18 protein-coding genes and 1 riboswitch are annotated in these 22798 nt (G+C 72.0%); of the genes, 10 read left to right on the top strand and 8 right to left on the bottom strand.

Annotation, left to right across the window (positions count from 1 at the left end; translation table 11 throughout):
• Positions 1-20: 20 nt before the first annotated feature.
• Complete coding sequence (locus tag KK087_RS15885) at positions 21-947, top strand: oxygenase MpaB family protein (RefSeq protein WP_176708363.1); 927 nt, start codon at positions 21-23, stop codon at positions 945-947.
• Between the two features lie 197 nt (positions 948-1144).
• Here KK087_RS15885 and KK087_RS15880 read toward each other — a convergent pair whose 3' ends face one another.
• From KK087_RS15880 to KK087_RS15865, 4 genes are all read right to left on the bottom strand, one after another.
• On the bottom strand, positions 1145-2134 hold the full coding sequence (locus KK087_RS15880) for an aldo/keto reductase (RefSeq protein ID WP_214566611.1): 990 nt from the start codon (positions 2132-2134) through the stop codon (positions 1145-1147).
• A gap of 47 nt (positions 2135-2181) precedes the next feature.
• Positions 2182-2748, bottom strand: a complete 567-nt coding sequence (locus tag KK087_RS15875) for a TIGR03086 family metal-binding protein (RefSeq protein ID WP_214531667.1) — start codon at positions 2746-2748, stop codon at positions 2182-2184.
• Between the two features lie 567 nt (positions 2749-3315).
• Positions 3316-3876, bottom strand: coding sequence for a YceI family protein (locus KK087_RS15870; RefSeq protein ID WP_214531646.1), 561 nt, complete (start codon positions 3874-3876; stop codon positions 3316-3318).
• Between the two features lie 109 nt (positions 3877-3985).
• Positions 3986-4498 (bottom strand): putative endonuclease domain-containing protein, encoded by a 513-nt coding sequence (locus KK087_RS15865; protein ID WP_214566585.1) that lies wholly within the window; start codon positions 4496-4498, stop codon positions 3986-3988.
• Positions 4499-4585: 87 nt separating this feature from the next.
• Between KK087_RS15865 and KK087_RS15860 the strand changes: the two genes are divergently transcribed.
• The 3 genes from KK087_RS15860 (at position 4586) to KK087_RS15850 (ending at position 7291) form a co-directional block, all read left to right on the top strand.
• Complete coding sequence (locus KK087_RS15860; protein WP_214566583.1) at positions 4586-4840, top strand: hypothetical protein; 255 nt, start codon at positions 4586-4588, stop codon at positions 4838-4840.
• 468 nt (positions 4841-5308) lie between these two features.
• Entirely contained in the window at positions 5309-6313 is a 1005-nt protein-coding gene (locus KK087_RS15855; RefSeq protein ID WP_056073081.1) for an aldo/keto reductase family protein, read from the top strand.
• Positions 6314-6496: 183 nt separating this feature from the next.
• Positions 6497-7291 carry a polyprenol monophosphomannose synthase gene (locus KK087_RS15850; RefSeq protein ID WP_214545544.1) on the top strand — a complete coding sequence of 265 codons (795 nt, stop codon included), beginning with the start codon at positions 6497-6499 and terminating at the stop codon, positions 7289-7291.
• Positions 7292-7354: 63 nt separating this feature from the next.
• Here the strand turns inward: KK087_RS15850 and treZ are convergent, their stop codons facing one another.
• From treZ to glgX, 3 genes are read right to left on the bottom strand one after another with little or no spacing between them, the layout of a single operon-like run.
• Positions 7355-9109, bottom strand: a complete 1755-nt coding sequence (treZ, locus tag KK087_RS15845; RefSeq protein WP_214545543.1) for a malto-oligosyltrehalose trehalohydrolase — start codon at positions 9107-9109, stop codon at positions 7355-7357.
• Positions 9106-11616 (bottom strand): malto-oligosyltrehalose synthase, encoded by a 2511-nt coding sequence (gene treY / locus KK087_RS15840; protein ID WP_214566581.1) that lies wholly within the window; start codon positions 11614-11616, stop codon positions 9106-9108. Before treY ends, treZ begins: the two co-directional genes overlap by 4 nt.
• Positions 11613-13844 (bottom strand): glycogen debranching protein GlgX, encoded by a 2232-nt coding sequence (gene glgX / locus KK087_RS15835; protein WP_214531651.1) that lies wholly within the window; start codon positions 13842-13844, stop codon positions 11613-11615. Before glgX ends, treY begins: the two co-directional genes overlap by 4 nt.
• Before the next feature lie 128 nt (positions 13845-13972).
• Between glgX and KK087_RS15830 the strand changes: the two genes are divergently transcribed.
• From KK087_RS15830 to KK087_RS15810, 4 genes are all read left to right on the top strand, one after another.
• Positions 13973-14293: a hypothetical protein gene (locus tag KK087_RS15830; RefSeq protein WP_214531652.1), complete on the top strand. Its 321-nt coding sequence runs from the start codon at positions 13973-13975 to the stop codon at positions 14291-14293.
• Positions 14294-14374: 81 nt separating this feature from the next.
• A riboswitch (TPP riboswitch) is annotated at positions 14375-14486 on the top strand.
• The gene (locus KK087_RS15825) at positions 14481-15119 is read left to right on the top strand and encodes an ECF transporter S component (RefSeq protein ID WP_214531653.1); all 639 of its coding nucleotides are present in this window, start codon (positions 14481-14483) and stop codon (positions 15117-15119) included. (Overlaps the previous riboswitch by 6 nt.)
• Before the next feature lie 2 nt (positions 15120-15121).
• Complete coding sequence (locus KK087_RS17985; RefSeq protein WP_307860110.1) at positions 15122-17848, top strand: ATP-binding cassette domain-containing protein; 2727 nt, start codon at positions 15122-15124, stop codon at positions 17846-17848.
• Positions 17849-17894: 46 nt separating this feature from the next.
• The gene (locus KK087_RS15810; protein WP_214545547.1) at positions 17895-18458 is read left to right on the top strand and encodes a nucleoside/nucleotide kinase family protein; all 564 of its coding nucleotides are present in this window, start codon (positions 17895-17897) and stop codon (positions 18456-18458) included.
• Positions 18459-18570: 112 nt separating this feature from the next.
• On the opposite strand, the gene KK087_RS15805 is transcribed toward KK087_RS15810, so the two are convergent.
• Positions 18571-19980, bottom strand: coding sequence for an MFS transporter (locus KK087_RS15805; protein WP_214566579.1), 1410 nt, complete (start codon positions 19978-19980; stop codon positions 18571-18573).
• 102 nt (positions 19981-20082) lie between these two features.
• On the opposite strand from KK087_RS15805, the gene KK087_RS15800 reads away from it, so the two are divergent.
• Together KK087_RS15800 and KK087_RS15795 are read left to right on the top strand one after the other, a co-directional pair.
• A complete protein-coding gene (locus KK087_RS15800; RefSeq protein ID WP_214566577.1) occupies positions 20083-21501 on the top strand; it encodes an LLM class flavin-dependent oxidoreductase in 1419 nt (472 codons plus the stop codon).
• Positions 21498-22763, top strand: coding sequence for an acyl-CoA dehydrogenase family protein (locus tag KK087_RS15795; protein WP_214566572.1), 1266 nt, complete (start codon positions 21498-21500; stop codon positions 22761-22763). Before KK087_RS15800 ends, KK087_RS15795 begins: the two co-directional genes overlap by 4 nt.
• Positions 22764-22798: the final 35 nt, after the last annotated feature.

The raw sequence follows: 22798 nt of genomic DNA, 5'->3' as shown, positions 1-22798 counted from the left end.
GACGGACGGAACATGACGACATGTCCACTGTCTCCGACGTCTTCCGGTCCCGCCTCAACCAGACGTTCACGGGTGGTTCGACCGGCACGGAAGCCTGGATGGACGACCTGGAACACGGCACCGACGCGGGCTTCTTCGGTCCGGGCTCCGCCACGTGGGCGGTGCACGGCGGGAGCCACGGCATCGTCGCCGGCGTGCGGGCACTGCTCGTCCAGGCGCTGCACCCCGGCGCGCTCGCCGGCGTCGCCGACCACTCCCGGTACCGCGAGGACCCGTTCGGTCGCCTGGCGGGCACCAGCCGGTGGATCGCGACCGTGACCTACGGCGACCGCCAGACCGCCCGCAGCGGCAGCGACTGGGTGCTCCGGCTGCACGAGCGGGTCCGCGGGCAGTACGTCGACGCGCACGGCACCACCCGTCCCTACGCGGCCAACGACCCGGACCTGGCGCGCTGGGTGCACCTCGCCTTCACCGACGCGTTCCTCCGCGCCGCCCAGCGCTGGGGCGGCCCGATCCCCGGAGGCGCGGACGCCTACGTGCGCGAGTGGGCCGAGGCCGGGCGCCTCATGCGCATCGTCGACCCGCCCGAGTCCGAGGCGGAGCTCCGTGCCCAGATGAACGGGTACCTCGACCGCGGCGAACTCCTGGTCGACTCGCGCACCCGCGACGTCGTCCGGTTCATCAAGGACCCGCCGCTCTCCCGCCTGCTGCGACCCGGCTACCGCGCCGTGTTCCAGGGAGCGGTGTCCACGCTCGACCCGCGGCACCGCTCGCTCCTCGGCCTCCGTGCGCCGATCGTCGGCCCGGTGGAGCTGCCGGTGGTCCGCACCACGAAGCTCGTGCTCGACGGGATCGGTGCGGTGCTCGACGACCAGACCGGTTCCGAACGAGCCGCGCGGCGGCGCATCGCGCGCCTGCAGCGCACCGACGGCAGCGCGGTCGCCTGACCACGGCCCGCCCGAGTCCCGCTCCGGCGTCGAAGACGCCGGCGTCTCGACGAGACGCCGGCGAATCCGGCGGCGTCTCCTCGGTGTGGCGGCGTCGTGCGGACACGCCGGCGTCTCCGCGGCGGTGCGCGTGACGAGATGACGGACGGGAGGCACGGTGCCAGCTGGCACCGTGCCTCCCGTCCGCTCGTGGGGCGTCAGAAACCGGACGGCACCCGGGGCGTGTACGCGGACTCGAGTCGCGTGACCTCGTCGTCGGTGAGCGTCAGCGAGGCGGCTGCGACCGCGTCGTCGATGTGGTGCTCCTTCGTCGCGCCGACGATGGGCGCGGAGACCGCGGACTTGCCGGCGACCCAGGCCAGGGCGACCTGCGCCATCGGGACACCGCGCTCGGTGGCGACGGCCTCGACCGCGTCGACGATCGCACGGTTGGCGTCCTCGTCCTGCTTGTACAGGGTCTTGCCGAACTCGTCGGTCTGCGCGCGCGAGCCCGACCCGGAGGCGTCCCAGGGGCGGGTGACGCGGCCGCGGGCGAGGGGGCTCCACGGGATCACGCCGACGCCGGTGTGTTCGCAGAAGGGGAGCATCTCGCGCTCCTCCTCGCGTTCGAGCAGGTTGTACTGGTCCTGCATGCTCACGAACTTCGTCCAGCCGTGGCGTTCCGCGGTGTGCTGCATCTCGGCGAACTGCCACGCCCACATGCTGCTCGCGCCGATGTAGCGCGCCTTGCCGGCCTTCACGACGTCGTGCAGGGCCTCCATGGTCTCCTCGATCGGCGTCACCGGGTCGAAGCGGTGGATCTGGTACAGGTCGACGTAGTCCGTGCCCAGGCGGGTCAGGGAGGCGTCGATCTCGTGCATGATCGCCGCACGGGACAGCCCGGCGCCGTTCCGACCGGGGCGCATCCGGTTGAAGACCTTCGTGAAGACCTGGACGTCCTCGCGCGGGGCCAGCTCGGCGAGGAGCGTGCCGGTGATCTCCTCACTGCTGCCGTCCGAGTACACGTTCGCGGTGTCGAAGGTCGTGATGCCGGCCTCGAACGCGCGGCGGACGAAGGGGCGGGCCTCGTCGATGCCGACGCTCCAGGCGTGCGAGCCCCGGTCCGGGTCGCCGTAGGACATCATGCCGAGGACGACGCTGCTGATCTCGAGCCCCGAGTTGCCGAGGCGCTTCGTGTCGGTGGTCATGTTGCTCGTGTCGCTCGTCTCCGTGGTCGTGCCGCTCGTGTCTGAGGTCATGCCGTCACTCTGGCATCGCGGCCTGTGACGGCGAGCAGGCGGACCTGGAGCGGGGCGTCCTCGGTGACGTCGACCGGGGGTGCGTACAGGCCGGTGGCCGCGAGGTCCTCGATCTGCGGCTCGAAGTACTCCCACACCGCGCGGACGAGGTCGTCGGGCAGTGACTCCTCGGTGCCGGTCGCCCGCGCGAGGTCCCAGGTGTGGATCGTGATGTCGCTCGTCTGCTCCGTGAGGTACTGCGCGGCGGGCACGACGTCGGTGCTGAGGTGCACGGGGGTGTCCTGCGGGGCGTTCCGCCAGGCCTCGGTGGCGGCGGTGGCGAAGCGGTGCCACTCGGCCACCAGGTCGTCGCCGATCGGCTCGAGGTCGGCCTGGGCCTGGGCGTAGTCGCACCCGGTCAAGAGCTTCGGGATCCAGCGCTGCTCGTCGACGACGTGGGCGACGAGGTCACGGGTGGTCCACTCGGAGTCGGGTGTGGCGGCGTCCCAGTCGGTGACGGCGGCGACGCGGCGGCCGAACTCGGCTGCCGCGAGGGCCTGCATCGCGATCCAGTCGGTGGCCATGGGTGCTCCTGTTCGTCGTGCGGGTGGTGCGGGGCTGGGGGTGGTGCGGGGGCGTGCTCTGCGTGCAACTCGGGGTCCGTCGTGCGGATTCCCGGGCGTGCTCGTACGGCCCAACGGTACGCGGGCCGGGCGCTCCCGTGCCGTCGCGGTTCGGGCCGGGGCGGGGCAGGGCAGCTGCGAGCGGGCGAAATGCCGTGGTCGTTGTCTCGGTGAGCCGGGGTGTTTCGCCCGCTCGGGCCTGGCTGTCCGCTCCGTTTCGCCTCCCCCTGCGCGAGTGGGCGAAATGCCGAGGTCCTCCCCGTCGCGTCCCGGGTCTTTCGCCCGCTCGGTCGTGCCTCCCCGCATCCACTCCTGCTCGGGCTCGTGTCCACGGCCTCGCGTCCATGGCCGAGCGGGCGAAATGCCGGGCGGGTACGAGCGGTAGCCCAGGTGTTTCGCCCGCTCGTGGCCGGCGAGTGAGCCAGCGCGCAACGAAGAACGCCCCGACTCCGTGGGGAGTCGGGGCGTTCTTCTCGGGTTCGGGTGGTGCGTTCGGTGCCCTCAGTCGGGCGGCGAGGCCGAGGAGGCTCAGGCCGCCTGGAGGACGAACTGGACGTCGAGGTTGATCGTGACGTCGTTGCCGAGCGTGAAGCCGCCGGCCTCGAGCGCCGCGTTCCAGTTCACACCGAACTCGGTGCGGTCGATCTTCGTGGTCGCCTCGGCGCCGAACTTGACCTGGCCGTAGCCGTCCGTCGTGAAGCCACCGAGCTCAGCCTTGAGCACGACGGGCTTGGTGACGCCGCGCAGGGTCAGGTCGCCCGAGATGTGCAGGTCGTCGCCCTTGGCCTCGATGCTCGTGGAACGGAAGGTGAGCTGCGGGTGCTCCTCGGTGAGGAAGAAGTCGCTCGTCTTGAGGTGCTGGTCGCGCTGCTCCTGGCCGGTGTTGATCGACGCGACGTCGATGTTCGCCTCGACGGTCGACTCCAGGGGGTTCTCGGCGGTGACGACCGTGGCGTCGAACGTCTCGAACTTGCCCTTGACCTTGCTGATGGCGAGGTGGCGGACCGAGAACGTGACCTCGGAGTGGGTCGGGTCGATCTTCCAGGTGCCGGTCTGGTAGCCGGGAACGGTGTCAGCGGTGAGCGTCATGGTGGTCCTTCTTCCGAACGAGAGTCTGCGGTGCGACGCGTTCCATGCGCCTGCATCGAGTTGATACTACGCCAGTGTGCACCGTTTTGGTTGAAGCGTCAACCATTGTTCACCGAAGTGTCGCGAACCGCGTGTCGTGCATGCCCCGCGACCCGACCACGAGCAGCCGGCGGACACGTTGCACGAAGCGCTCCACGCCGTCAGCGAGGTCGTCCGCAGTCACCCGGACGAGCCACCAGTCGACGTCCTTGAGGTGCTCGCCGCGCGTGAGGTCCTTCCGGAAGCTGGCTGGATCGGTGCGGTGCAGATCGCTCTCGTACTCGATCGCGACCCTCGAGTCGGGGTAGGCGAGGTCTACGCACGCGATCCACCGACCGTCGACGACGACATCGTGATTGAGGGCGGGCTCGGGGAGTCCACGGCGGACGAGCGCCAGTCGTGTCCTGGTCTCCCCAGGAGACCGAGAGCCCCTCCGGATCTCCTCCAACGCGAGGCGGAGCTTCACGATGCCTCGAATCCCGCGCCGTCGCCGGACTGCGTGGACGAGCTCTTCGAGTGTGGCCCAGCCGAGCCACCCGACGAGCGCGTCCCCGGCGACGATCAGTTCGTCGAGGGTCAGCATCGTGCCGAGCGCTACGAACGTGTCTGCCGGGGTGGTCAGTGGTACGCCGCGGGCGACGGTTGCACGGACCGTCCCGTACTGCGCCCGGTGGCCGACAGCGCCACGAACCCGGAGTGCCTGGTCCGCGCCGATGGTCGTGACGTGCAGCCGTCGGTCGCGCTCGAACCGACGGGGGAGCGGGACACCGAGGATCGCCGCCGCCGTGACGTGACTGAACACCTGGTCGGGACGGAGCCGAGGGGCGAGTGCCCTGGCGCGCTCGTCCACGGACTCGGGTGGGAACGCAGAACGGACGCCGTGGAACGGGCGAACGAGGTCGCGCGCCTCGAGCCGGGCGCGTGACACGCCGCGGTGCAGCGCGTTCCGCACGCGGAACGAAGCGTCGCGGAGTGCCATCGGGAGTCGGTGCCTGGCGGTCATCTGCACAGCGTGACGGCGAGCCGATCTTGCGGACGGGAGTCGGGCCTCCCTTGTGGACAGCGGCATCGCATCCGGCGCGTGTGGAGGGATGCGGTTCCGTCGAGCGGGCGAAACACCGTGGTGGCGGCGCGATCGCACCGCGGTGTTTCGCCCGCTCGCGGGCGCGGACTGCCGACCTGGGGCTGAACCGCAGAGCGGGCGTCGCGCTCGGTGCGAGTGGGCGAAAACTCGGGGTACTCCGCCGAGAACACCCTGGTACTTCGCCCGCTCGGCGGCCACCCAAGCCCGCCACCGCACCCGCACCCGCACCGCACCCGCCACCAGCACGCGCGCCCGACAGGCACTCGCGGGACCCCTCACGTGTGCGCTCACTCCAGTAGCGTCAGGACCATGGAATTCAGGTACCTGGGCAACTCCGGACTCAAGATCTCCGAGATCACCTACGGCAACTGGCTGACGCACGGCTCGCAGGTCGAGAACGACGTCGCCACCCAGTGCGTTCGGGCAGCGCTCGACGCCGGCATCACCACGTTCGACACCGCGGACACGTACGCCAACACCGCGGCCGAGACCGTCCTCGGCGAGGCGCTCAAGGGCGAGCGGCGCCAGTCCCTCGAGGTCTTCACGAAGGTCTACTGGCCGACCGGGCCCAAGGGGCACAACGACGTCGGCCTCAGCCGCAAGCACATCATGGAGTCGATCGACGGTTCGCTCGAGCGACTGCAGACCGACTACGTCGACCTCTACCAGGCGCACCGGTACGACTACGAGACCCCGCTCGAAGAGACGATGCAGGCCTTCGCCGACGTCGTCCGCCAGGGCAAGGCGCTCTACATCGGCGTCAGCGAGTGGACCGCCGAGCAGATCCGTGCCGGTGCCGCGCTGGCCAAGGAGCTCGGCTTCCAGCTCATCTCGAACCAGCCACAGTACTCGATGCTGTGGCGTGTCATCGAGGGTGAGGTCGTCCCGGCATCGAAGCAGCTCGGCCTGTCGCAGATCGTCTGGTCGCCCATCGCGCAGGGCGTCCTGACCGGCAAGTACAAGCCGGGTCAGCCCCTGCCCGAGGGCTCGCGTGCCACGGACGAGAAGGGCGGCGCCGACATGATCAAGCGGTTCATGCGCGACGAGGTCCTCGAAGCCGTGCAGCGCCTGCAGCCCGTCGCCGACCAGGCCGGCCTCACGCTCGCGCAGCTCGCGATCGCATGGACCCTGCAGAACGAGAACGTCGCCTCGGCGATCGTCGGCGCCTCGCGTCCGCAGCAGGTCACCGACAACGTGAAGGCCGCCGGCGTGAAGCTCGACGCGGACGCCCTCGCGGCGATCGACGAGGCACTCGGCGACATCCCGGAACGGGACGCGTCCAAGAACGTGTCCCCGTCGTCGCGCCCCGCGTAGACGCAACCGACCGACCGACGGGAGGCCCGGTGCCAGCTGGCACCGGGCCTCCCGTCCGTCTCGGTGCGCGTCCACCCCGCCGGCACCCAGGCGCGGACCGGTCACGCTGATCGTGTTCGCAGCGCGCTCTTCGGAGGGCCGCAGCCACCGGTCGGTACATTCGGGTGGAGCACGAGGAGCACCATGAGCGAGACCCTGGTCATCATCCCGACCTACGACGAAGCCGAGAACGTCCGGCCCATCGTCGAGCGCACGTTGGCGGCGACCGACGACACGGTGCACGTGCTCGTCGTCGACGACAACTCACCCGACGGCACCGGCGACATCGCGGACGCCATGGCCCGCGAGACCGACCGCGTGCACGTGCTGCACCGCACCGTGAAGGACGGCCTGGGCGGGGCGTACCTGTCCGGCTTCGCGTGGGGTCTGGAGCACGGCTACGCCAAGCTCGTCGAGATGGACGCCGACGGCTCCCACCACCCCGAGTACCTGCCGTGGATGCTCGAGCTCGCGGACTCCAACGACCTGGTCCTCGGCTCCCGCTGGATCAAGGGCGGCACGGTGGAGAACTGGCCCTGGTACCGCCTCATGCTCTCCCGCGGCGGCAACCTGTACACCCGCCTCGCCCTGGGCATCGCGGTGCGGGACGCCACCGGCGGCTTCCGGGTCTTCACCTCGAAGGCGTTCGAGCGGATCGACCTCGCCGGGGTGGCGTCGAAGGGGTACTGCTTCCAAGTGGACCTCTGCTGGCGTGCCCTCGAGGCGGGCCTGCGGGTCGTGGAGACCCCGATCACGTTCACCGAGCGGGAGTTCGGCGTCTCGAAGATGAGCGGCAACATCGTCCGTGAGAGCCTGGCGCTCGTCACGAAGTGGGGCATCGACCGCCGGATCCGCGAGACCCGCTCCCTCGTCAAGGACCACCGCAAGCTGCCGTCCGTGCGGAAGAACGCGCACGCGGTCGCCGACCACACGGCCTGAGCGGACGACGAACGGCGACGGACCCCGGGGTCCGTCGCCGTTCGTGTGTGCGGGGGCCGGCAGCTAGCGCAGCACCACGACGCCCCGACCGTGGAACCGGACCACGCCGGCATCGACCTCGGTCGCGCCGAAGCCGTAGAGCTCCTCGCCCACGGCGTCGGGCACGGGCACCTCGGCTGCATCGTCGGCGAAGTTCACCACGACGTGCACCGGCGCCACGTCAGGGCCGAGCAGACCGCGCGTGAGCACGAGCCAGCGGCGGTCCTCGTCGAAGCGGACGGCGTTCGCCTCGTAGCGGTGGTCGACGAACGCCTGGTCGGTGCGCCGCAGGGCGATGAGCACCCGGTAGGCACGGAGGATCGCCGCACCGCGCTCCGAGCTGACGTCCGCCCAGTCGAGCTTCGAGTTCGTGAACGTCGTCGGGTCCTGCGGGTCCGGCACGGCGGACTCGTCCCACCCGTGCTCGGCGAACTCGGCGATGCGTCCCTCGGCGGTGGCCTTGCCGAGTTCGGGCTCCGGGTGCGAGGTGAAGAACTGCCACGGCGTCGAGGCCGCGAACTCCTCGCCCATGAACAGCATCGGGGTGAACGGCCCGAGCAGCGTCAGGGCCGCCGCGATCACGAGGCCTTCGTCGTCGAGCGTCGCCGCGAGCCGGTCGCCGGCGGCGCGGTTGCCGATCTGGTCGTGGTTCTGGTTCGCCACGACCAGCGCCGTCGCGGGGGAGGTCCCGCGGTCGATCGGCCGACCGTGCCGCTTGCCGCGGAACGACGACCAGGTGCCGTCGTGGAAGAAGCCGTCCTCGAGCACCTTCGCCAGCGCGGACAGCGGGGCGAAGTCGGCGTAGTAGCCGTTCGTCTCGCCGGTGAGCGCCACGTGCACGGCGTGGTGGAAGTCGTCGGACCACTGCCCGGCGAGACCGTACCCGGCGGCCTCGCGCGGCCGGAACATCACCGGGTCGTTGAGGTCCGACTCCGCGATGAGCGACAGCGGCCGGCCGATGAACGACGAGTACGCGTCGGTCTCGTCGGCCATCGACGCCAGCACGTGCGGTCGGGTGGTGTCGCGGATCGCGTGCACGGCGTCGAGCCGGAGCCCGTCGACGTGGTGGTCGCGGAACCACATGCGCACGTTGTCGAGCACGTACCGGCGGACCTCGGGGTGCTCGACGTTCACCGAGTCGCCCCAGGTGTTGCCGAGTCCGGCCAGCAGGTACGGGCCGTACAGCGGCAGGTAGTTGCCGCTCGGTCCGAGGTGGTTGTAGACGACGTCCTGGATGACGCCGAGTCCCAGCGCGTGCGCCGTGTCGACGAACCGGTCGTAGGCGTCCGGTCCGCCGTACGGGGCGTGCACGGAGAACCACCCGACACCGTCGTAGCCCCAGTTCCACTCGCCGTTGACGGCGTTGACGGGGAGCAGCTCGACGAACTCGACCCCGAGCTCGACCAGGTGGTCCAGCTTCTGGGCGGCGGCGTCGAGCGTGCCCTCGGGCGTGTAGGTGCCGATGTGCATCTCGTAGATCACGGCGCCGCGGGCCGGGCGTCCGGTCCACGACTCGTCGGTCCACGCGAACCGCGCGGGGTCGACGACCTCGGACGGGCCGTGCACGCCCTCGGGCTGGTACCGGCTGCGCGGGTCCGGTCGGACCGCGTCGTCGTCGCCGATGCGGAACCCGTACCGGGCGCCGACGACCGGCATCACGGCGTCTGTGGCCCACCAGTCGTCGTCGCCCTTGGTGAGCGGGTACTCGACGTCGTCGACGACGAGCCGGACACGGTCCGGCTCGGGCGCCCAGACGGCGTAACGGTCGGGTGCGGTCATGCGTGACCCTCCAGGATGTCGATCTCGGCCTGCGCGTCGGTCTCGGTGGCGTCCGTCGTGCGGTCTTCGGCGGGCCGGGAGGCGCCGCTCGCGCCGCTCGCGTCGGACGCAGCGGTCGCCGCGTCGGCGTGGCCGGCTGCACCGACCGCGTCGGCGGGCACGAGCAGCGCGACCGGGTAGGTGGTGAGCAGGTCGGCCAGCGCGATCCCGCGGTCAGCGGGGACGTGTCGGCCGGTGAGCAGGTCGATGCGCTCGACGGGGACCGCGTGCACCAGGGTGTCGCCCCAGCCGCCGACCCGGCCGAGGCCGATCGGCAGACGCGTCGCGATCGTCACGGCACCGCCGCGGTCGAACGCGATGACGTGGTCGGCGGCGCTGCCGGTGGCCTCGAGTTCCAGGTACCGGGTGAACAGCTCCGGGCGGTCCCGGCGGAGCCGCAGCGCCCGCGTGGTGACCAGGAGCTTCGCGGCACCGTCGATGCCGATGGCCGGCAGGTCCTCGGGGCCGTCGTCGTCCGGGCCGTCGAGCTCGGCGAGCACGTGGCGCCGCTCGGCGTAGTCGACCGGCCGACGGTTGTCGGGGTCGACGAGCGAGCGGTCCCAGAACTCGGTGCCCTGGTAGACGTCGGGGACGCCCGGGGCGGTGAGCTGGACGAGCTTCTGGGCCAGGCCGTTCGACCACCCGGCGGCGTCGATCTGCTCGTCGAGGGCGTCGAGCACGGCGACCACGTCCGGGTCGTCGAACGCGGCGTCGACGATCGCGTGCATCTGCTGCTCGAACGCCTCGTTCGGCTCGGTCCAGGTGGTGCTGTCCCCGGCTTCGCGCGAGGCCTTCTCGGCGTAGGCGTGCAGGCGTTCACGACTCGCGGGTCGGGCGCCGACGATCGCCTGCCAGAGCAGGTCGGCGAAGACGCGGTCCTCGAGCGGGACGAGCGACTGCAGCCGCTCGAGCGTGTCGGCCCACTCGTCGCCGAGCTCGGCCAGCACTGCGATGCGGGCGCGGGTGTCCTCGCTGCGCTTCGTGTCGTGCGTGGTGAGCGTCGTCATGGTGTGCGGCCAGCTGCCGAGCCGTTCGCGCTGCGCCCGGTGGAAGTCCGGCACGGAGACCGCGAAGACGCTCGGGTCGCCGCCGACCTCGCTGAGGGACGACAGGCGCGAGGTGCGGTAGAACGCCGTGTCCTCGACGCCCTTCGCCATGACCATGCCGCTGGTCTGCTGCAGCCGGACCGCCGCGGCGTTCGTCGGGTCGACGAGTGCCGGAGCGATCCGGTCGATGACGTCGTCGAGGTCCGGACGGGCCTCGGCGGCACGCTCGAGCGCGGTGATCAGGTGGTGGGCGCCCTCGGGCAGGTACGTGCGGTACACGTCGAACGAGGCGACGATCTCGGCCACCGCGTCGACGATCCGTTCGTGCGTGATCGTCTCCGTCACGGCGCTCGGTGCGAGCAGGCGCGCGAGCCGCTCGACCTCGCTGCCGAGGATGCCGTCCGCGATGCCACGCCGGGTGTCGTGCGTGAGCTGCTGCCAGTCGGTCGGCTCGGCTCCCGAGGCTGCGGTCAGGGACTGCTCACCGGCGGGGTCGACGAACACGCGGTCGAGCACCCCGAGGGCGTCGTACCCGGTGGTGCCGTCGACCGGCCAGGAGCTCGGCAGCTGCTCGCCGGGCTCGAGGATCTTCTCGACCAGGGTGTAGGCCCCGCCGGTCAGCACAGCCAGGTCCTGCAGGTAGCCCGCCGGGTCGTACAGCCCGTCCGGGTGGTCGATGCGCAGGCCGTCGACGAGCCCGTCGCGGAACCAGCCGCCGATGACCCCGTGCGAGGCCGCGAAGACCTCGGGCTCCTCGACGCGGATCGCCGCCAGGGTGTTCACCGCGAAGAACCGGCGGTAGTTCAGGTCGTGGTCGGCGCGCTTCCAGTGCACGAACGCGTAGTGCTGCCGCTCGTGGACGGTCTCGACGCTGTCGCCGTCCTGCACGGTGCCGGGCGCGGTCGGGTAGGCGGTCTCACCCACGCGGAGCACGGGGCGCTCGGCGTCGGAGGTGTCGAGCGTCACCGCGTCGAGCAGCCGGTCGTCGAGCACGGGGACCCGGAGCTTGCCGTCGCCAGCGTCCCAGTCCACGTCGAACGCCCACGCGACGGGGGAGCCCTGCCCGAGTTCGAGCAGCGACCACCACCACGGGTTCGACTCGGGGGTGGCGACGCCGACGTGGTTCGGCACCACGTCGACGATCACCCCGAGGCCCACGGCGTGCGCGGCCTCGGACAGCACCCGCATCGCCTGGTCGCCACCGCGGTCGGTGTCGACGCGGGTGTGGTCGACCACGTCGTAGCCGTGGTTCGACCCGGACTCGGCCTGCAGCACGGGCGACAGGTACAACCAGTCGGCCCCGAGGTCGTGGACGTAGTCGACCAGGTCGCGCGCGGCCGCCAGGTCGAAGTCGGCCGAGACCTGCAGCCGGTAGGTGGAGGCGGGGACGCGGTTCGATGCGCCGGGCGTCGTGGCGGTCATCGTGCGGCTCCGCTCGGAGCGGTGGAACCGGCCGGGTTCACCGGGGTGACGGCGTCCTGCGGGGCGACCGGTTCGGGTGCGCCGTCCTGCTCGGCGTCGACCGGGGTGCTCGTGACCTCGTGGTCGGGCTCGGCGCGCAGCACGATCATCGACCGGGCGGGCACGTCGAGCGGAGAGCCCGCGTCGAGGACCTCGTCACGGGCGCCGGGGTTCGCGGTGTCGATGCGGACGGTCCAGCCGGGGGAGTACTCCTCCGGTGGGAGCGTGAAGGTCACGACGTCGTCGTGGGCGTTGAAGTACGTGATGAAGCCGACGTCGGTGACGCGCTCACCGCGGGCGTCGCGTCCGCGGATGCCCTCGCCGTTCAGGTACATGCCGACGCTCTTGCCGAAGCCGGAGTCCCAGTCCTCGGGGTCCATCGCGTCGCCGGAGGGCGTCAGCCACACCACGTCGGGCAGCGGCTCGCCCTCGCCACGACGGACGGGACGGCCGTTGAAGTACCGGGTCCGCCGGAACGTGGGGTGGTCGTGCCGGAGCTTGACGACGTCGGCCGTGAACTGGATGAGTTCTTCGTCCGCGCTGTCCCAGTCGATCCAGCTCAGCTCGGAGTCCTGCGCGTAGACGTTGTTGTTGCCGGACTGCGAGCGACCGAGCTCGTCGCCGTGCGCGATCATCGGCACGCCCTGGCTCAGGAGCAGGGTCGCCAGGAAGTTCCGGCGACGCTGCAGCCGCAGGGCGTTCACGGCCTCGTCGTCGGTCGGGCCCTCGGCCCCGGAGTTCCACGACCGGTTGTGGCTCTCGCCGTCGTTGTTGTCCTCGCCGTTGGCCTCGTTGTGCTTCTCGTTGTAGGCCACCAGGTCGTACAGCGTGAAGCCGTCGTGCGCGGTGATGAAGTTGATGCTCGCCTTGGGCGTGCGGCCGTCGTGCTCGTACAGGTCGGCCGAGCCGGAGATCCGGGAGGCGAACTCGCCGAGCGTCGACGACTCGCCGCGCCAGAAGTCACGGACGGTGTCGCGGTACTTGCCGTTCCACTCGGACCACTGCGGCGGGAAGTTGCCCACCTGGTAGCCACCGGGGCCGACGTCCCACGGCTCGGCGATGAGCTTGACCTGCGACACGATCGGGTCCTGCTGCACCAGTTCGAAGAAGGCCGACAGCCGGTCGACCTCGTAGAACTCCCGGGCCAGCGCCGACGCGAGGTCGAAGCGGAAGCCGTCGACGTGCATCTCCGTCACCCAGTAGCGGAGCGAGTCGAGGATGAGCTGCAGCGAGTGCGGGTGCCCGACGTTGAGCGAGTTCCCCGTCCCGGTGTAGTCCATGTAGAACTTCTTGTCGTCGTCGACCAGGCGGTAGTACGCCGCGTTGTCGATGCCGCGGAAGGACAGCGTCGGGCCGAGGTGGTTGCCCTCGGCGGTGTGGTTGTAGACGACGTCGAGGACGACCTCGATGCCGGCGCGGTGCAGCTCGCGCACCATCGTCTTGAACTCCTGGACCTGCTGGCCCTGGTCGCCCGACGACGAGTACGCGGAGTGCGGCGCGAAGAACCCGATGGTGTTGTAGCCCCAGTAGTTCGACAGCCCCTTGTCCTGCAGGGTCGAGTCGTTCACGAACTGGTGCACGGGCATGAGCTCGAGCGTCGTGATGCCGAGACGCTGCAGGTGCTCGATGACCGCGGGGTGGGCGACGCCGGCGTAGGTGCCGCGCTGCTCTTCCGGCACGTCCGGGTGGGTCTCGGTGAGGCCCTTGACGTGCGCTTCGTAGATGACGGTCTCGCCGTAGGGCGTGCGCGGCGGTCGGTCGCCCTGCCAGTCGAAGAAGGGGTTGATCACGACGCCCTTCATCATGTGCGACGCGGAGTCCTCGTCGTTGGTCGAGTCCGGGTCGCCGAACGTGTACGAGAAGAGCGACTGGTCCCAGTCGATCTCGCCGCTCGTCGCCTTGGCGTACGGGTCGAGCAGGAGCTTCGACGGGTTGCAGCGTGCGCCGGACTCGGGGTCGTACGGGCCGTGCACGCGGAAGCCGTACTCCTGCCCGGGGCCGATGTTGGGGAGGTACGCGTGCCAGACGTAGGCGTCCACCTCGAGCAGGCGGACGCATTCTTCGTTGCCGTCGGAATCGAACAGACAGAGTTCGACGCGCTCGGCGACCTCGGAGAACAGCGCGAAGTTCGTGCCGCTCCCGTCGTAGGTCGCCCCGAGCGGGTACGGGTTTCCGGGCCAGGTGTGCAAACGGTCCTCCAGGTGTGGGTGCGGCCAACATATCGGCGCGGCTCGTCCGCGTCCGCAGACAAGCCCCAGCTGTGGATGCCCACTGCGCCCCGCGGCCTGTGGAGGAACGGACGAGTAGCGTCGCGCGCATGGCCAACATCGTCTCGAAGATCGCAGACCAGGTCCGCCCGCTCGGGGTCTCCACGAACTACGGAGAGCCCGTCGAGGTCGGCGACCAGACCCTCATCCCCGTGTCCGTCAGCTGGTTCGGCTTCGGCGGCGGCGGGGACGACGAGAACGGCGGCGGCGGTGGCGGCGGCCTGTCGGCCCCGGTCGGCGCGTACGTCCGTCGCCCGGGCAAGGACCTCGTGTTCGAGCCCAACCCGATCTCCCTCGTCGTCGTGGCCATCCCGTTCGTGTGGGTGGCCGGGCGTGTCCTCCGCAAGCTGGTGCGCGCGCTCAAGAAGTGACCACCTGAGGGACGGGAGGCCCGTGGCGACGCCGCCACGGGCCTCCCGTCCCTCACGCGGTCGCGACCGCGTCTAGACTGCTGGCACACACACGGGAGTCCGGGACCGCCGGGCTGAGAGGGAGCGAACGGCGCTCCGACCGTCGAACCTGATCCGGATCATGCCGGCGCAGGGAGGAGTCAGCACCATGCCTTCAGGCACGTCAACAACCGTCACCACCGCTCCGCGGCGATCGCTGCGCTGGCGGGTCGTCGACATCGTCGTCGCGAGTGTCCTCGCGGTGGCGCTCGGAGTCGTCTTCCGGCTCTGGGAGTTCGGCTACGAACCCATCAGCGCCGTCATGGACCTGGTGCTCCCCGGCACCAAGGCCCTGTTCGGCGGGGTCTGGCTGCTCGCCGGCCCCATCGTCGCGATCGTCGTCCGGAAGCCGGGCGCTGCGCTGTACGGCGAGATGGTCGCCGCCTCGGTCGAGGCGCTGTTCGGCACGCAGTGGGGCTGGCTCACGCTCGAGGCCGGACTCGTCCAGGGCCTCGGCGCCGAGCTCGTCCTCGCGCTGTTCCTGTACCGCGTGTACCGTCTGCCGGTCGTCGTGCTCGCGGGCGCCGCGGCCGGACTCGCACTCGGCATCAACGACACCGTCCTCTGGTACCCGGGGCTCGACGTCGCCTTCAAGGTCGTCTACGTGATCTGCGCGGTGATCTCCGGTGCCGTGATCGCGGGGGCGGGGTCGTGGCTCATCGTCCGGGCACTCGCCCGTACCGGGGTGCTGTCGTCCTTCGCGGCCGGCCGCGAGCACAGCCGTCGCGAACCCCGCGCCCTGGTGTGACGGTGCCCGCTCCGTCGGCGACGTCCCCTTCCACCGGCGGCGACGCCGGGGCAGGTGTCGGAGTCCCCGGGGCGCGCGTCGCGTTCCACGATTGGGGATGGCGGTACCCCGAGCGGGACGCGTGGGCGGTCCGCGGTGTCGACCTGACCGTCGAGCCGGGGGAGCGGGTCGCGATCGTCGGACCGTCCGGATCCGGTAAGTCGACCCTGCTGCGGGCGGTCGCCGGCGTGCTGCCCGACGAACCGGATGCCACCGACGACACGGCGGCGTCGGTGCAGGGAACACTGCTCGTCGACGAGTCCGACCCCCGCGCGGTCCGCGGGCGTGTCGGCCTCGTCATGCAGGACCCCGAGGCACACACCGTGATGTCCCGCGTCGGCGACGACGTGGCCTTCGGCTGCGAGAACGCCGGCACCCCCCGCGACGAGACCTGGGACCGGGTGCGGACAGCGCTCGACGTCGTCGGCCTCGACCTGCCGCTCGACCGTTCCACAGCACAGCTGTCCGGTGGGCAGCGACAGCGGTTGGCGCTCGCGGGCGTGCTCGCGATGCGGCCGGGTGCGCTCGTGCTCGACGAACCCTGCGCGAACCTCGACCCGGACGGCGTGGCGCAGGTGCACGAAGCCGTCCGGGCGCTGCTCGACGAGACCGGGGCGACGCTGCTCGTGGTGGAGCACCGGATCGGCACCTGGCTCGACCTGGTCGACCGGCTCGTGCTGCTCGAACCGGCCGGCGGCGTGGTCGCCGACGGTCCGCCGGCCCAGGTGCTGGCGGACCACGGCGAGGCGCTCACGGCGGCCGGGGTCTGGGTGCCCGGTGCCGAGCCGGAGCGCGGTTCGGCCCGGCGGCGGCGTGCCCCCGGACGAGCGGGCGAAATGCCCGGAGCGTCCGGTGGGCCGACCGTGGCATTCCGCCCGCTCGGCGAGGGGGAGCTCGGCGAGGGGGTGCGTGGCGATAGGGAGCGTGGCGACGGGGTGCGCGGCGACGACGGCGTGCGTGAACCGAGTGCCCCCGGACGAGCGGGCGAAATGCCCGGAGCGTCCGGTGGGCCGACCGTGGCATTCCGCCCGTTCGGCGAGGGGGAGCTCGGCGAGGGGGTGCGCGGTGCGGACGGGCCCGGGCTGCTCGAGGCTCGGGGACTCGGGACGGCCAGGGGGAAGCACGGCGTGGGGAACGGCATCGACCTCGGGCTCCGGGCCGGGCAGGTCCTCGCCGTCACGGGACCGAACGGCGTCGGCAAGTCGACGCTCGGGCTGACCCTCGCGGGACTCCTGGCACCGGCCGCCGGCGAACTCCGCGCCACCGAGGCGCTCGCGGACGGCATCGGCGCGGCGCCCCACTCCTGGACGAGCCGCGAACTCGCCGCCCGGATCGGCACGGTGTTCCAGGACCCCGAGCACCAGTTCGTCGCCCGCTCGGTGCGAGAGGAGGTCGAAGTCGGCCCCAGTGCCCTGGGCGAGCCGGACGCCGCCGAACGGGCCAGCGCACTGCTCGACGAGTTCGGGCTCGCGCACCTGGCCGACGCCAACCCCTTCACGCTGTCCGGCGGGGAGCAGCGCCGACTCGCGATCGCCTCGGTCATCGCAGCCCGGCCGCCGGTCGTCGTGCTCGACGAACCGACCTCCGGGCAGGACCGTGCCACCTGGCAGGCGGTCGTCGGTCGGCTCGGAGCGCTCGCCGACGCCGGGACAGCGGTGGTGGCGGTCACGCACGACCGCGACCTCGTCCGGGCGCTCGACGCCGACGAGGTCGTGCTCGGGGCGGACGGCGCTCGGTCCGTCGGGCGCGAGCAGGGGCCGTCGACGGCGACCACCCCGGAGACGGGGCGGACAGCGGCAGGCCGCCCCGGGCCTCCAGACCGGATCGCCACGGCGGACGGGACCGACGCGGCGGACCGCGCCGCCGTCGACGCGGCGGACCGGACGAACCGGACCGACGTGGCGGACCGGACGAACCCGGTGCGACGCGCGCTGCCTGCCCGTGCGACCGGCATCCCCGGCGTCCAACCGGTCGCCTCCCTGATCGGCGTGCTCGCCCTCGGCGTCTGCCTGGTGCTCAGCCTCGACGTCGTCTCCGCCGCCGTCGCCCTGGCCCTCGAACTCGTGCTCCTGCCGCTCCTGCGCCTGCCCCTCCGGACCCTGCTGCTGCGGCTCGCGCCCGTGCTCGTCGCCGTCCCGCTGACGGCGGTGAGCATCGCGCTGTACGGCAGGCCCTCGGGACGGGAGTGGTTCGACCTCGGCTTCGCGCACGTCACCGACGGATCACTGACGCTCGCGTTGGCCACCGCACTCCGGGTCCTCGCGGTGGGGGTGCCGGCGATCGCGCTCTTCGTGCGGGTCGACCCGACCGACCTGGCCGACGGACTCGCGCAGGTGCTCCGGCTGCCCGCGCGGTTCGTGCTCGGGGCGCTCGCCGCCGTCCGCATGATGACGCTGCTGGTCGACGACTGGCGGCAGCTCGCGATGGCGCGACGAGCCAGAGGGGTGGCGGACTCCGGGCGGCTGCGACGCGGGGCCACGATGGCGTTCGCGCTCCTGGTGCTCGCGCTGCGCCGGGCGACGACGTTGGCGGTGGCGATGGAGTCGCGCGGGTTCGGCGCTCCCGGGCGGCGGACGTGGGCGCGGGGGGCTCGCTTCGCGTGGCCGGAGTGGGCGATGGTGGCGGTGCTGCTCGGGATCGGCGCGGCGTCGATCGCGGTCGCGGTGAGTCTGGGGACGTGGCGTGCCTGACGTGGAGCGCGGGGACGGGACGACGGCCGACGACCGGACGCCCGGCATGGCAGGCACGGCAGACAGCCGGGCGATCGGGACCGCCACCGCGGACCTCGCCCCCGGTCTCGCCGCTGCCGCCGCCGGTGTGGCCGCCGCCTCGGGCCGGCGCGCCGTCGTGCTCATCGACGGCCGGTCGGGCACGGGCAAGACCACCCTCGGTGCGCAGGTCGCCGAGCAGCTCGGTGCCCAGCTCGTGCACCTGGACGACCTCTACCCGGGGTGGGACGGCCTGCGGGCGGCTGCCGGTGCCGTGGTGACCGACGTCCTCGGAGCGCGGAGCGGGTACCGACGCTGGGACTGGGTGGCCGATGCGCCCGCGGACTGGGCCTCGGTGGACCCGGACCTGCCGATCGTGGTCGAGGGCTGCGGGGCGTTGTCCCGGGCCTCGGCACCGCTGGCGTCGCTGCGGGTGTGGCTCGAGGCCGACGACACCGTGCGGTGGGACCGGGCGATCGGGCGCGACGGCGAGGTCTTCGCGCGCGAGTGGGACCGGTGGGCGGCGCAGGAGCAGGCGTTCATCGCCGCCGAGGACCCGGCCGCCCTGGCCGACGTGGTGCTGCGGACGTAGCGCGCCGCGGGCCCGCGGCAGGCACAGCGGCAGGCACAGCGGCAGGCACGCGGCGGCACCGAGGATTCGCGTTCAGCGACACCTCACGCCCTCCGGAAGGCGAGACTGTCGCTCAGCGCGAAACGTCAGCGTGCGCCCCCGCGCCCGCGTCCGCACGCGCCCCCGCACGCGCCCCCGCCCCCGCACGCGCCTCCCGCCGCGCCGCGGCCCGCGGATCCACCGCGAACACCGCCGCCACGATCGTCAGCACCGCGTACACCCCGAGGTACCCGCACAGGATCCACGGCGAACCGCCCCCGAGCTGCACGAACACCGCGGCCAGCAGCGGTGTCAGCCCGACCGAGAAGATCGACCCGATCTGGTACCCGAGCGACATCCCCGAGTACCGCCTCCCGGTCGGGAACTGCTCCGCGAACCACGCCGCCTGCGGCCCGTAGATGCTGTCGTGGAACACGCACATCCCGATCAGCGCCACGAACGGCAGCAGGACGAGTGGCCCGGCGTCGAGGAACGCGAAGAACGGCCAGATGAGCACGGCGATGCCCACCGCCGACCAGATCGTCAGCACCCGCCGCCCGACCCGGTCCGACAGCCACCCCCAGAACGGCGTCGACACGAGCGACACCGCCGAGATCACGAGCACGGCCTGCAGCCCGGCGTCCGAGCCAGCAGGGCCGCGCACGTTCCCGAGGTAGGTCAGCGAGTACGTCGTCAGGATCGAGTACAGCGCCGGCTGCACGAGGCGCAGGCCCGCGGTCACCAGGATCGACCGTGGGTGCTGCCGGATGGCCTGCCACACCGGGAACCGCTCGACCCGGCCGGAGTCCCGCAGCTCCTGGAACACCGGGGCGTCCTGCACGCCGAGCCGGATCACGAGCCCGACCGCCACGATCACCGCGGAGAACAGGAACGGCAACCGCCAGCCCCAGGCAAGGAACGCCTCGGTGCCGAGCAGCGACCGCACGAGCGTGAAGACCCCGGTCGCCAGGAGCATCCCACCGGCCGACCCCATCTGCGTGAACGCCCCGAACAGCCCCCGGTGCCGCTCCGGCGCGTGCTCGACGGACAGCAGCGCCGAACCGCCCCACTCCGCACCGGCCGCGACGCCCTGCAGCAGCCGCAGGAACACGAGCGCCACGACGGCGCCGACCCCGATGGTCGCGGCGGACGGGATCACCCCGATCAGCGTGGACGCGACGCCCATCAGCACCAGCGACGCGACGAGCAGCTTCTTCCGCCCGATCCGGTCACCCAGGTGGCCGGCGATCACCCCTCCGAGCGGCCGCGCCACGAACCCGACGCCGTAGGTCGCGAACGACGCGATGACCCCGACGGCCGGCGTCACGGACGGGAAGAACGTCGGCGCGAACACCAGCGCTGAGGCCGTCGCGTAGAGGTAGAAGTCGTAGTACTCGACGGTCGTCCCGACGAACGACGCGAGGGCGACCCGACGACGGGTCGCGGTGGTCGACGGTGCGGCGGGACGGCCTGGAGGCGCGGTGACGGTGGTCTGGCTCGGCATGCCTCAGGAGCATGGTCGTCTCCAGGGCCTCGGGGAACACCGCGCGTAACGCAAGGTCACCTCACTGTCGTCGGGCGGTGCCCGCCGTCCACGATGGGACGCATGAGCGATGCACCGAACCGCCCGCTGCGCTTCGCGGCCTTCGTCATGAACACGACGTCGCACATCCAGCACGGCCTCTGGCGACACCCGGACGCTCGGCAGGCCGACTTCGACGACGTGACGCTGTGGACCGACCTGGCGAGGACGCTCGAGCGCGGCAAGTTCGACGCGATGTTCTTCGCGGACGTCGTCGGCACGTACGGCCCCGGTCGCGGCGACTACGCGACCAACCTGCGCGAGGGACTCCAGATCCCCTCGAACGACCCCTCCGTGCTGCTCTCCGCGCTCGCCGTGTCCACCGAGCACCTCGGGCTGGCCTTCACCTCGAGCGTCATCCAGGCGCACCCGTTCGACTTCGCCCGCAAGGTCTCGACGCTCGACCACATCACCCGGGGTCGCATCGGCTGGAACGTCGTCACGAGCGCCCTCGACAGCGCCGCCCGGAACTTCGGCGCCGACCGGCTCGAGGAGCACGACGAGCGCTACGTCTGGGCCGAGGAGTACCTCGAGGTCTGCGCGAAGCTCTGGGAGGGCTCGTGGGAGGACGGCGCCGTGCTGAAGGACCCGGTGCGCGGCTACGCCGACCCCGAGAAGGTGCACCGCATCGACCACCACGGCACCCGCTACGACGTGCAGGGCCCGCACCTGAGCGCGCCGAGCCCGCAGCGGACGCCGGTGCTGTTCCAGGCCGGGTCGTCGCCGGCCGGCCGGGCCTTCGCCGCCCGGAACGCCGAGGCCCAGTTCATCCTGACCTCGAACCGCGACGCCACCGAACAGCTCATCCGCGAGACCCGCGACCTGGCCGAGGCCGCTGGCCGGCAGCGGGACGACATCGCGTTCTTCCTCGGCCTGACCTTCGTCACCGGCTCCACGGAGGCCGAGGCGAAGGCGAAGGAGGCGGAGATCGACGAGTACCTGGCAGCCGACGGGTTCCTCGTGCACTCGAACCTCGGCTTCGACCCGGACACCGGCGAGCCCCTCGACCCGGACACCCCGCTGTCCGAGGTCCGTACCCAGGCTGGGCAGTCGCACCTGCAGTGGCTCCGCGAGGCCGCCGGTGACCGCGAACCGACGATCGCCGACCTGGCCCGGCTGTCCGCGAAGCTCCGCGCCCGGGTCGTCGGCACGCCGGAGCAGATCGCCGACGAGCTCGCCGACTGGCAGCGGGTGGGCGTCGACGGCGTCAACGTCATCAACTGGACGCTGCCCGGCTCGTACGAGGAGTTCGTCGACCACATCGCGCCGACCCTGCAGGAGCGCGGGCTGATGCAGTCCGAGTACCGCGAGGGGACCCTGCGCGAGAAGCTCTTCGGCCACGCACAGCTGCCGGACTCGCACCCCGCCAGGCGGTGGCGCGGGGCGTTCTCCGGCGGTGCGAGCGCGACCGAGGCACGCAACGCGGTGGAGGTGCCCGCATGACGGACGCGACGACGACCACCGGACGCGTGACGGGCCTCCCGGCCGACCGTCTGACGGCCCTGCGCGAACGCTTCGCGCCCGTGTTCGCGACCATCCGCGACGGCGCAGTCGAGCGCGAGCTCGCGTCGGGGACGCCGGGGGACCGGCCGTTGCCGCACGCCGAGGTCCGGGCGCTCGCCGACGCGGGGTTCGGGCGGCTGCGCGTGCCGGAGGACCGCGGCGGGTTCGGGGTGACGCTGGTCGAACTCGCGCACCTGGTGGCGGACCTGGCGGCGGCGGACTCGAACATCGCGCACCTGTGGCGGGGGCACTTCGGGTACACCGAACTGGTGCTGCTGCGGCCGTCGTCCGCTGGCCGGGACGAGTGGCTCCAGCGCATCGTCGACGGAGCGATCGTCGGCAACGCGACCTCCGAGCGGACCGGGACGACCCTGGCTGACATCTCGACGACGGTGACGCGGACTGGTGATTCCCTCCGCCTCGACGGGCGGAAGTTCTACTCGACCGGCACGCTCTACGCGGACTGGATCTACCTGGCGGCGGACCGCGACGGGGAGCGCGTGACGTTCGCCGTCGACGCCTCCGCGCCGGGGGTGACGAGCATCGACGACTGGGACGGGTTCGGGCAGCGGTTGACCGCGTCCGGCACCACCGTGTTCGACGGGGTGTCGGTCGACCCGTCGGTGGTGTCGGCGTACCGGGACGCCCCGCTGTCGCACATCCAGGCCTTCTACCAGCTGTACCTGCTGGCGGTCCTCGCGGGGATCGGGCACGCCGTGTCCGACGACGCCGTGGCCTTCGTGCGGCCGCGGACCCGCACCTACATCCACGCGAACGCGGCGGTCCCGGGGGATGACCCACAGGTGCTCGCGGTGCTCGGCAGGTTGTCGGCCGGGGCGTTCACGGCCCGGTCACTCGTCGCCGCCGCCGCGGGGCTGCTCGACGGGGTCGTCGCCACGAACGTGCCCGGCGTCGGGGTCGACCGTGCCCTGCTCGACGCAGCGGAGAACGCCGTGTACCAGGCACAGGTCGAGATCGGGCCGCGGGTGCTGCGGTCGGCGTCCGAGCTGTTCGAGGTCGGCGGGGCGTCCGCCGCGGACCGGACTCGGGCGCTGGACCGGCACTGGCGGAACGCGCGGGTGGTGGCGTCGCACAACCCAGCGGCCTACAAGGAGCGGATGGTGGGCGAGTACGCGTTGCACGGGCGGGGGCCGGTGGGGGCGTGGGAGAAGTACCACGAGGTGGGGCCGACGCGGTTCTGACGGGGGCGTCGCTCGTGGTGCGCGCGGGCGGGGGC

This window comes from Curtobacterium aurantiacum, assembly GCF_018598555.1.
In the GTDB taxonomy this organism is placed as follows: Bacteria; Actinomycetota; Actinomycetes; order Actinomycetales; family Microbacteriaceae; genus Curtobacterium; species Curtobacterium aurantiacum.
The sequence above is the reverse complement of the archived record's forward strand: the minus strand, read 5'-3'. Positions and strand labels throughout refer to the sequence as shown.

Excerpts from the sequence above, each read along its gene's own strand:
- KK087_RS15795 (WP_214566572.1), top strand. The coding sequence starts at position 21,498 with ATGACGGACGCGACGACGACCACCGGACGCGTGACGGGCCTCCCGGCC.
- KK087_RS15865 (WP_214566585.1), bottom strand. The coding sequence starts at position 4,498 with ATGCTGACCCTCGACGAACTGATCGTCGCCGGGGACGCGCTCGTCGGG.
- KK087_RS15825 (WP_214531653.1), top strand. The coding sequence starts at position 14,481 with ATGCCTTCAGGCACGTCAACAACCGTCACCACCGCTCCGCGGCGATCG.
- KK087_RS15880 (WP_214566611.1), bottom strand. The coding sequence starts at position 2,134 with ATGACCACCGACACGAAGCGCCTCGGCAACTCGGGGCTCGAGATCAGC.
- KK087_RS15870 (WP_214531646.1), bottom strand. The coding sequence starts at position 3,876 with ATGACGCTCACCGCTGACACCGTTCCCGGCTACCAGACCGGCACCTGG.
- KK087_RS15885 (WP_176708363.1), top strand. The coding sequence starts at position 21 with ATGTCCACTGTCTCCGACGTCTTCCGGTCCCGCCTCAACCAGACGTTC.
- KK087_RS15830 (WP_214531652.1), top strand. The coding sequence starts at position 13,973 with ATGGCCAACATCGTCTCGAAGATCGCAGACCAGGTCCGCCCGCTCGGG.
- KK087_RS15875 (WP_214531667.1), bottom strand. The coding sequence starts at position 2,748 with ATGGCCACCGACTGGATCGCGATGCAGGCCCTCGCGGCAGCCGAGTTC.
- treY (WP_214566581.1), bottom strand. The coding sequence starts at position 11,616 with ATGACCGCCACGACGCCCGGCGCATCGAACCGCGTCCCCGCCTCCACC.
- KK087_RS15850 (WP_214545544.1), top strand. The coding sequence starts at position 6,497 with ATGAGCGAGACCCTGGTCATCATCCCGACCTACGACGAAGCCGAGAAC.
- KK087_RS15805 (WP_214566579.1), bottom strand. The coding sequence starts at position 19,980 with ATGCCGAGCCAGACCACCGTCACCGCGCCTCCAGGCCGTCCCGCCGCA.
- treZ (WP_214545543.1), bottom strand. The coding sequence starts at position 9,109 with ATGACCGCACCCGACCGTTACGCCGTCTGGGCGCCCGAGCCGGACCGT.
- KK087_RS15800 (WP_214566577.1), top strand. The coding sequence starts at position 20,083 with ATGAGCGATGCACCGAACCGCCCGCTGCGCTTCGCGGCCTTCGTCATG.
- KK087_RS15855 (WP_056073081.1), top strand. The coding sequence starts at position 5,309 with ATGGAATTCAGGTACCTGGGCAACTCCGGACTCAAGATCTCCGAGATC.
- KK087_RS15810 (WP_214545547.1), top strand. The coding sequence starts at position 17,895 with ATGGCAGGCACGGCAGACAGCCGGGCGATCGGGACCGCCACCGCGGAC.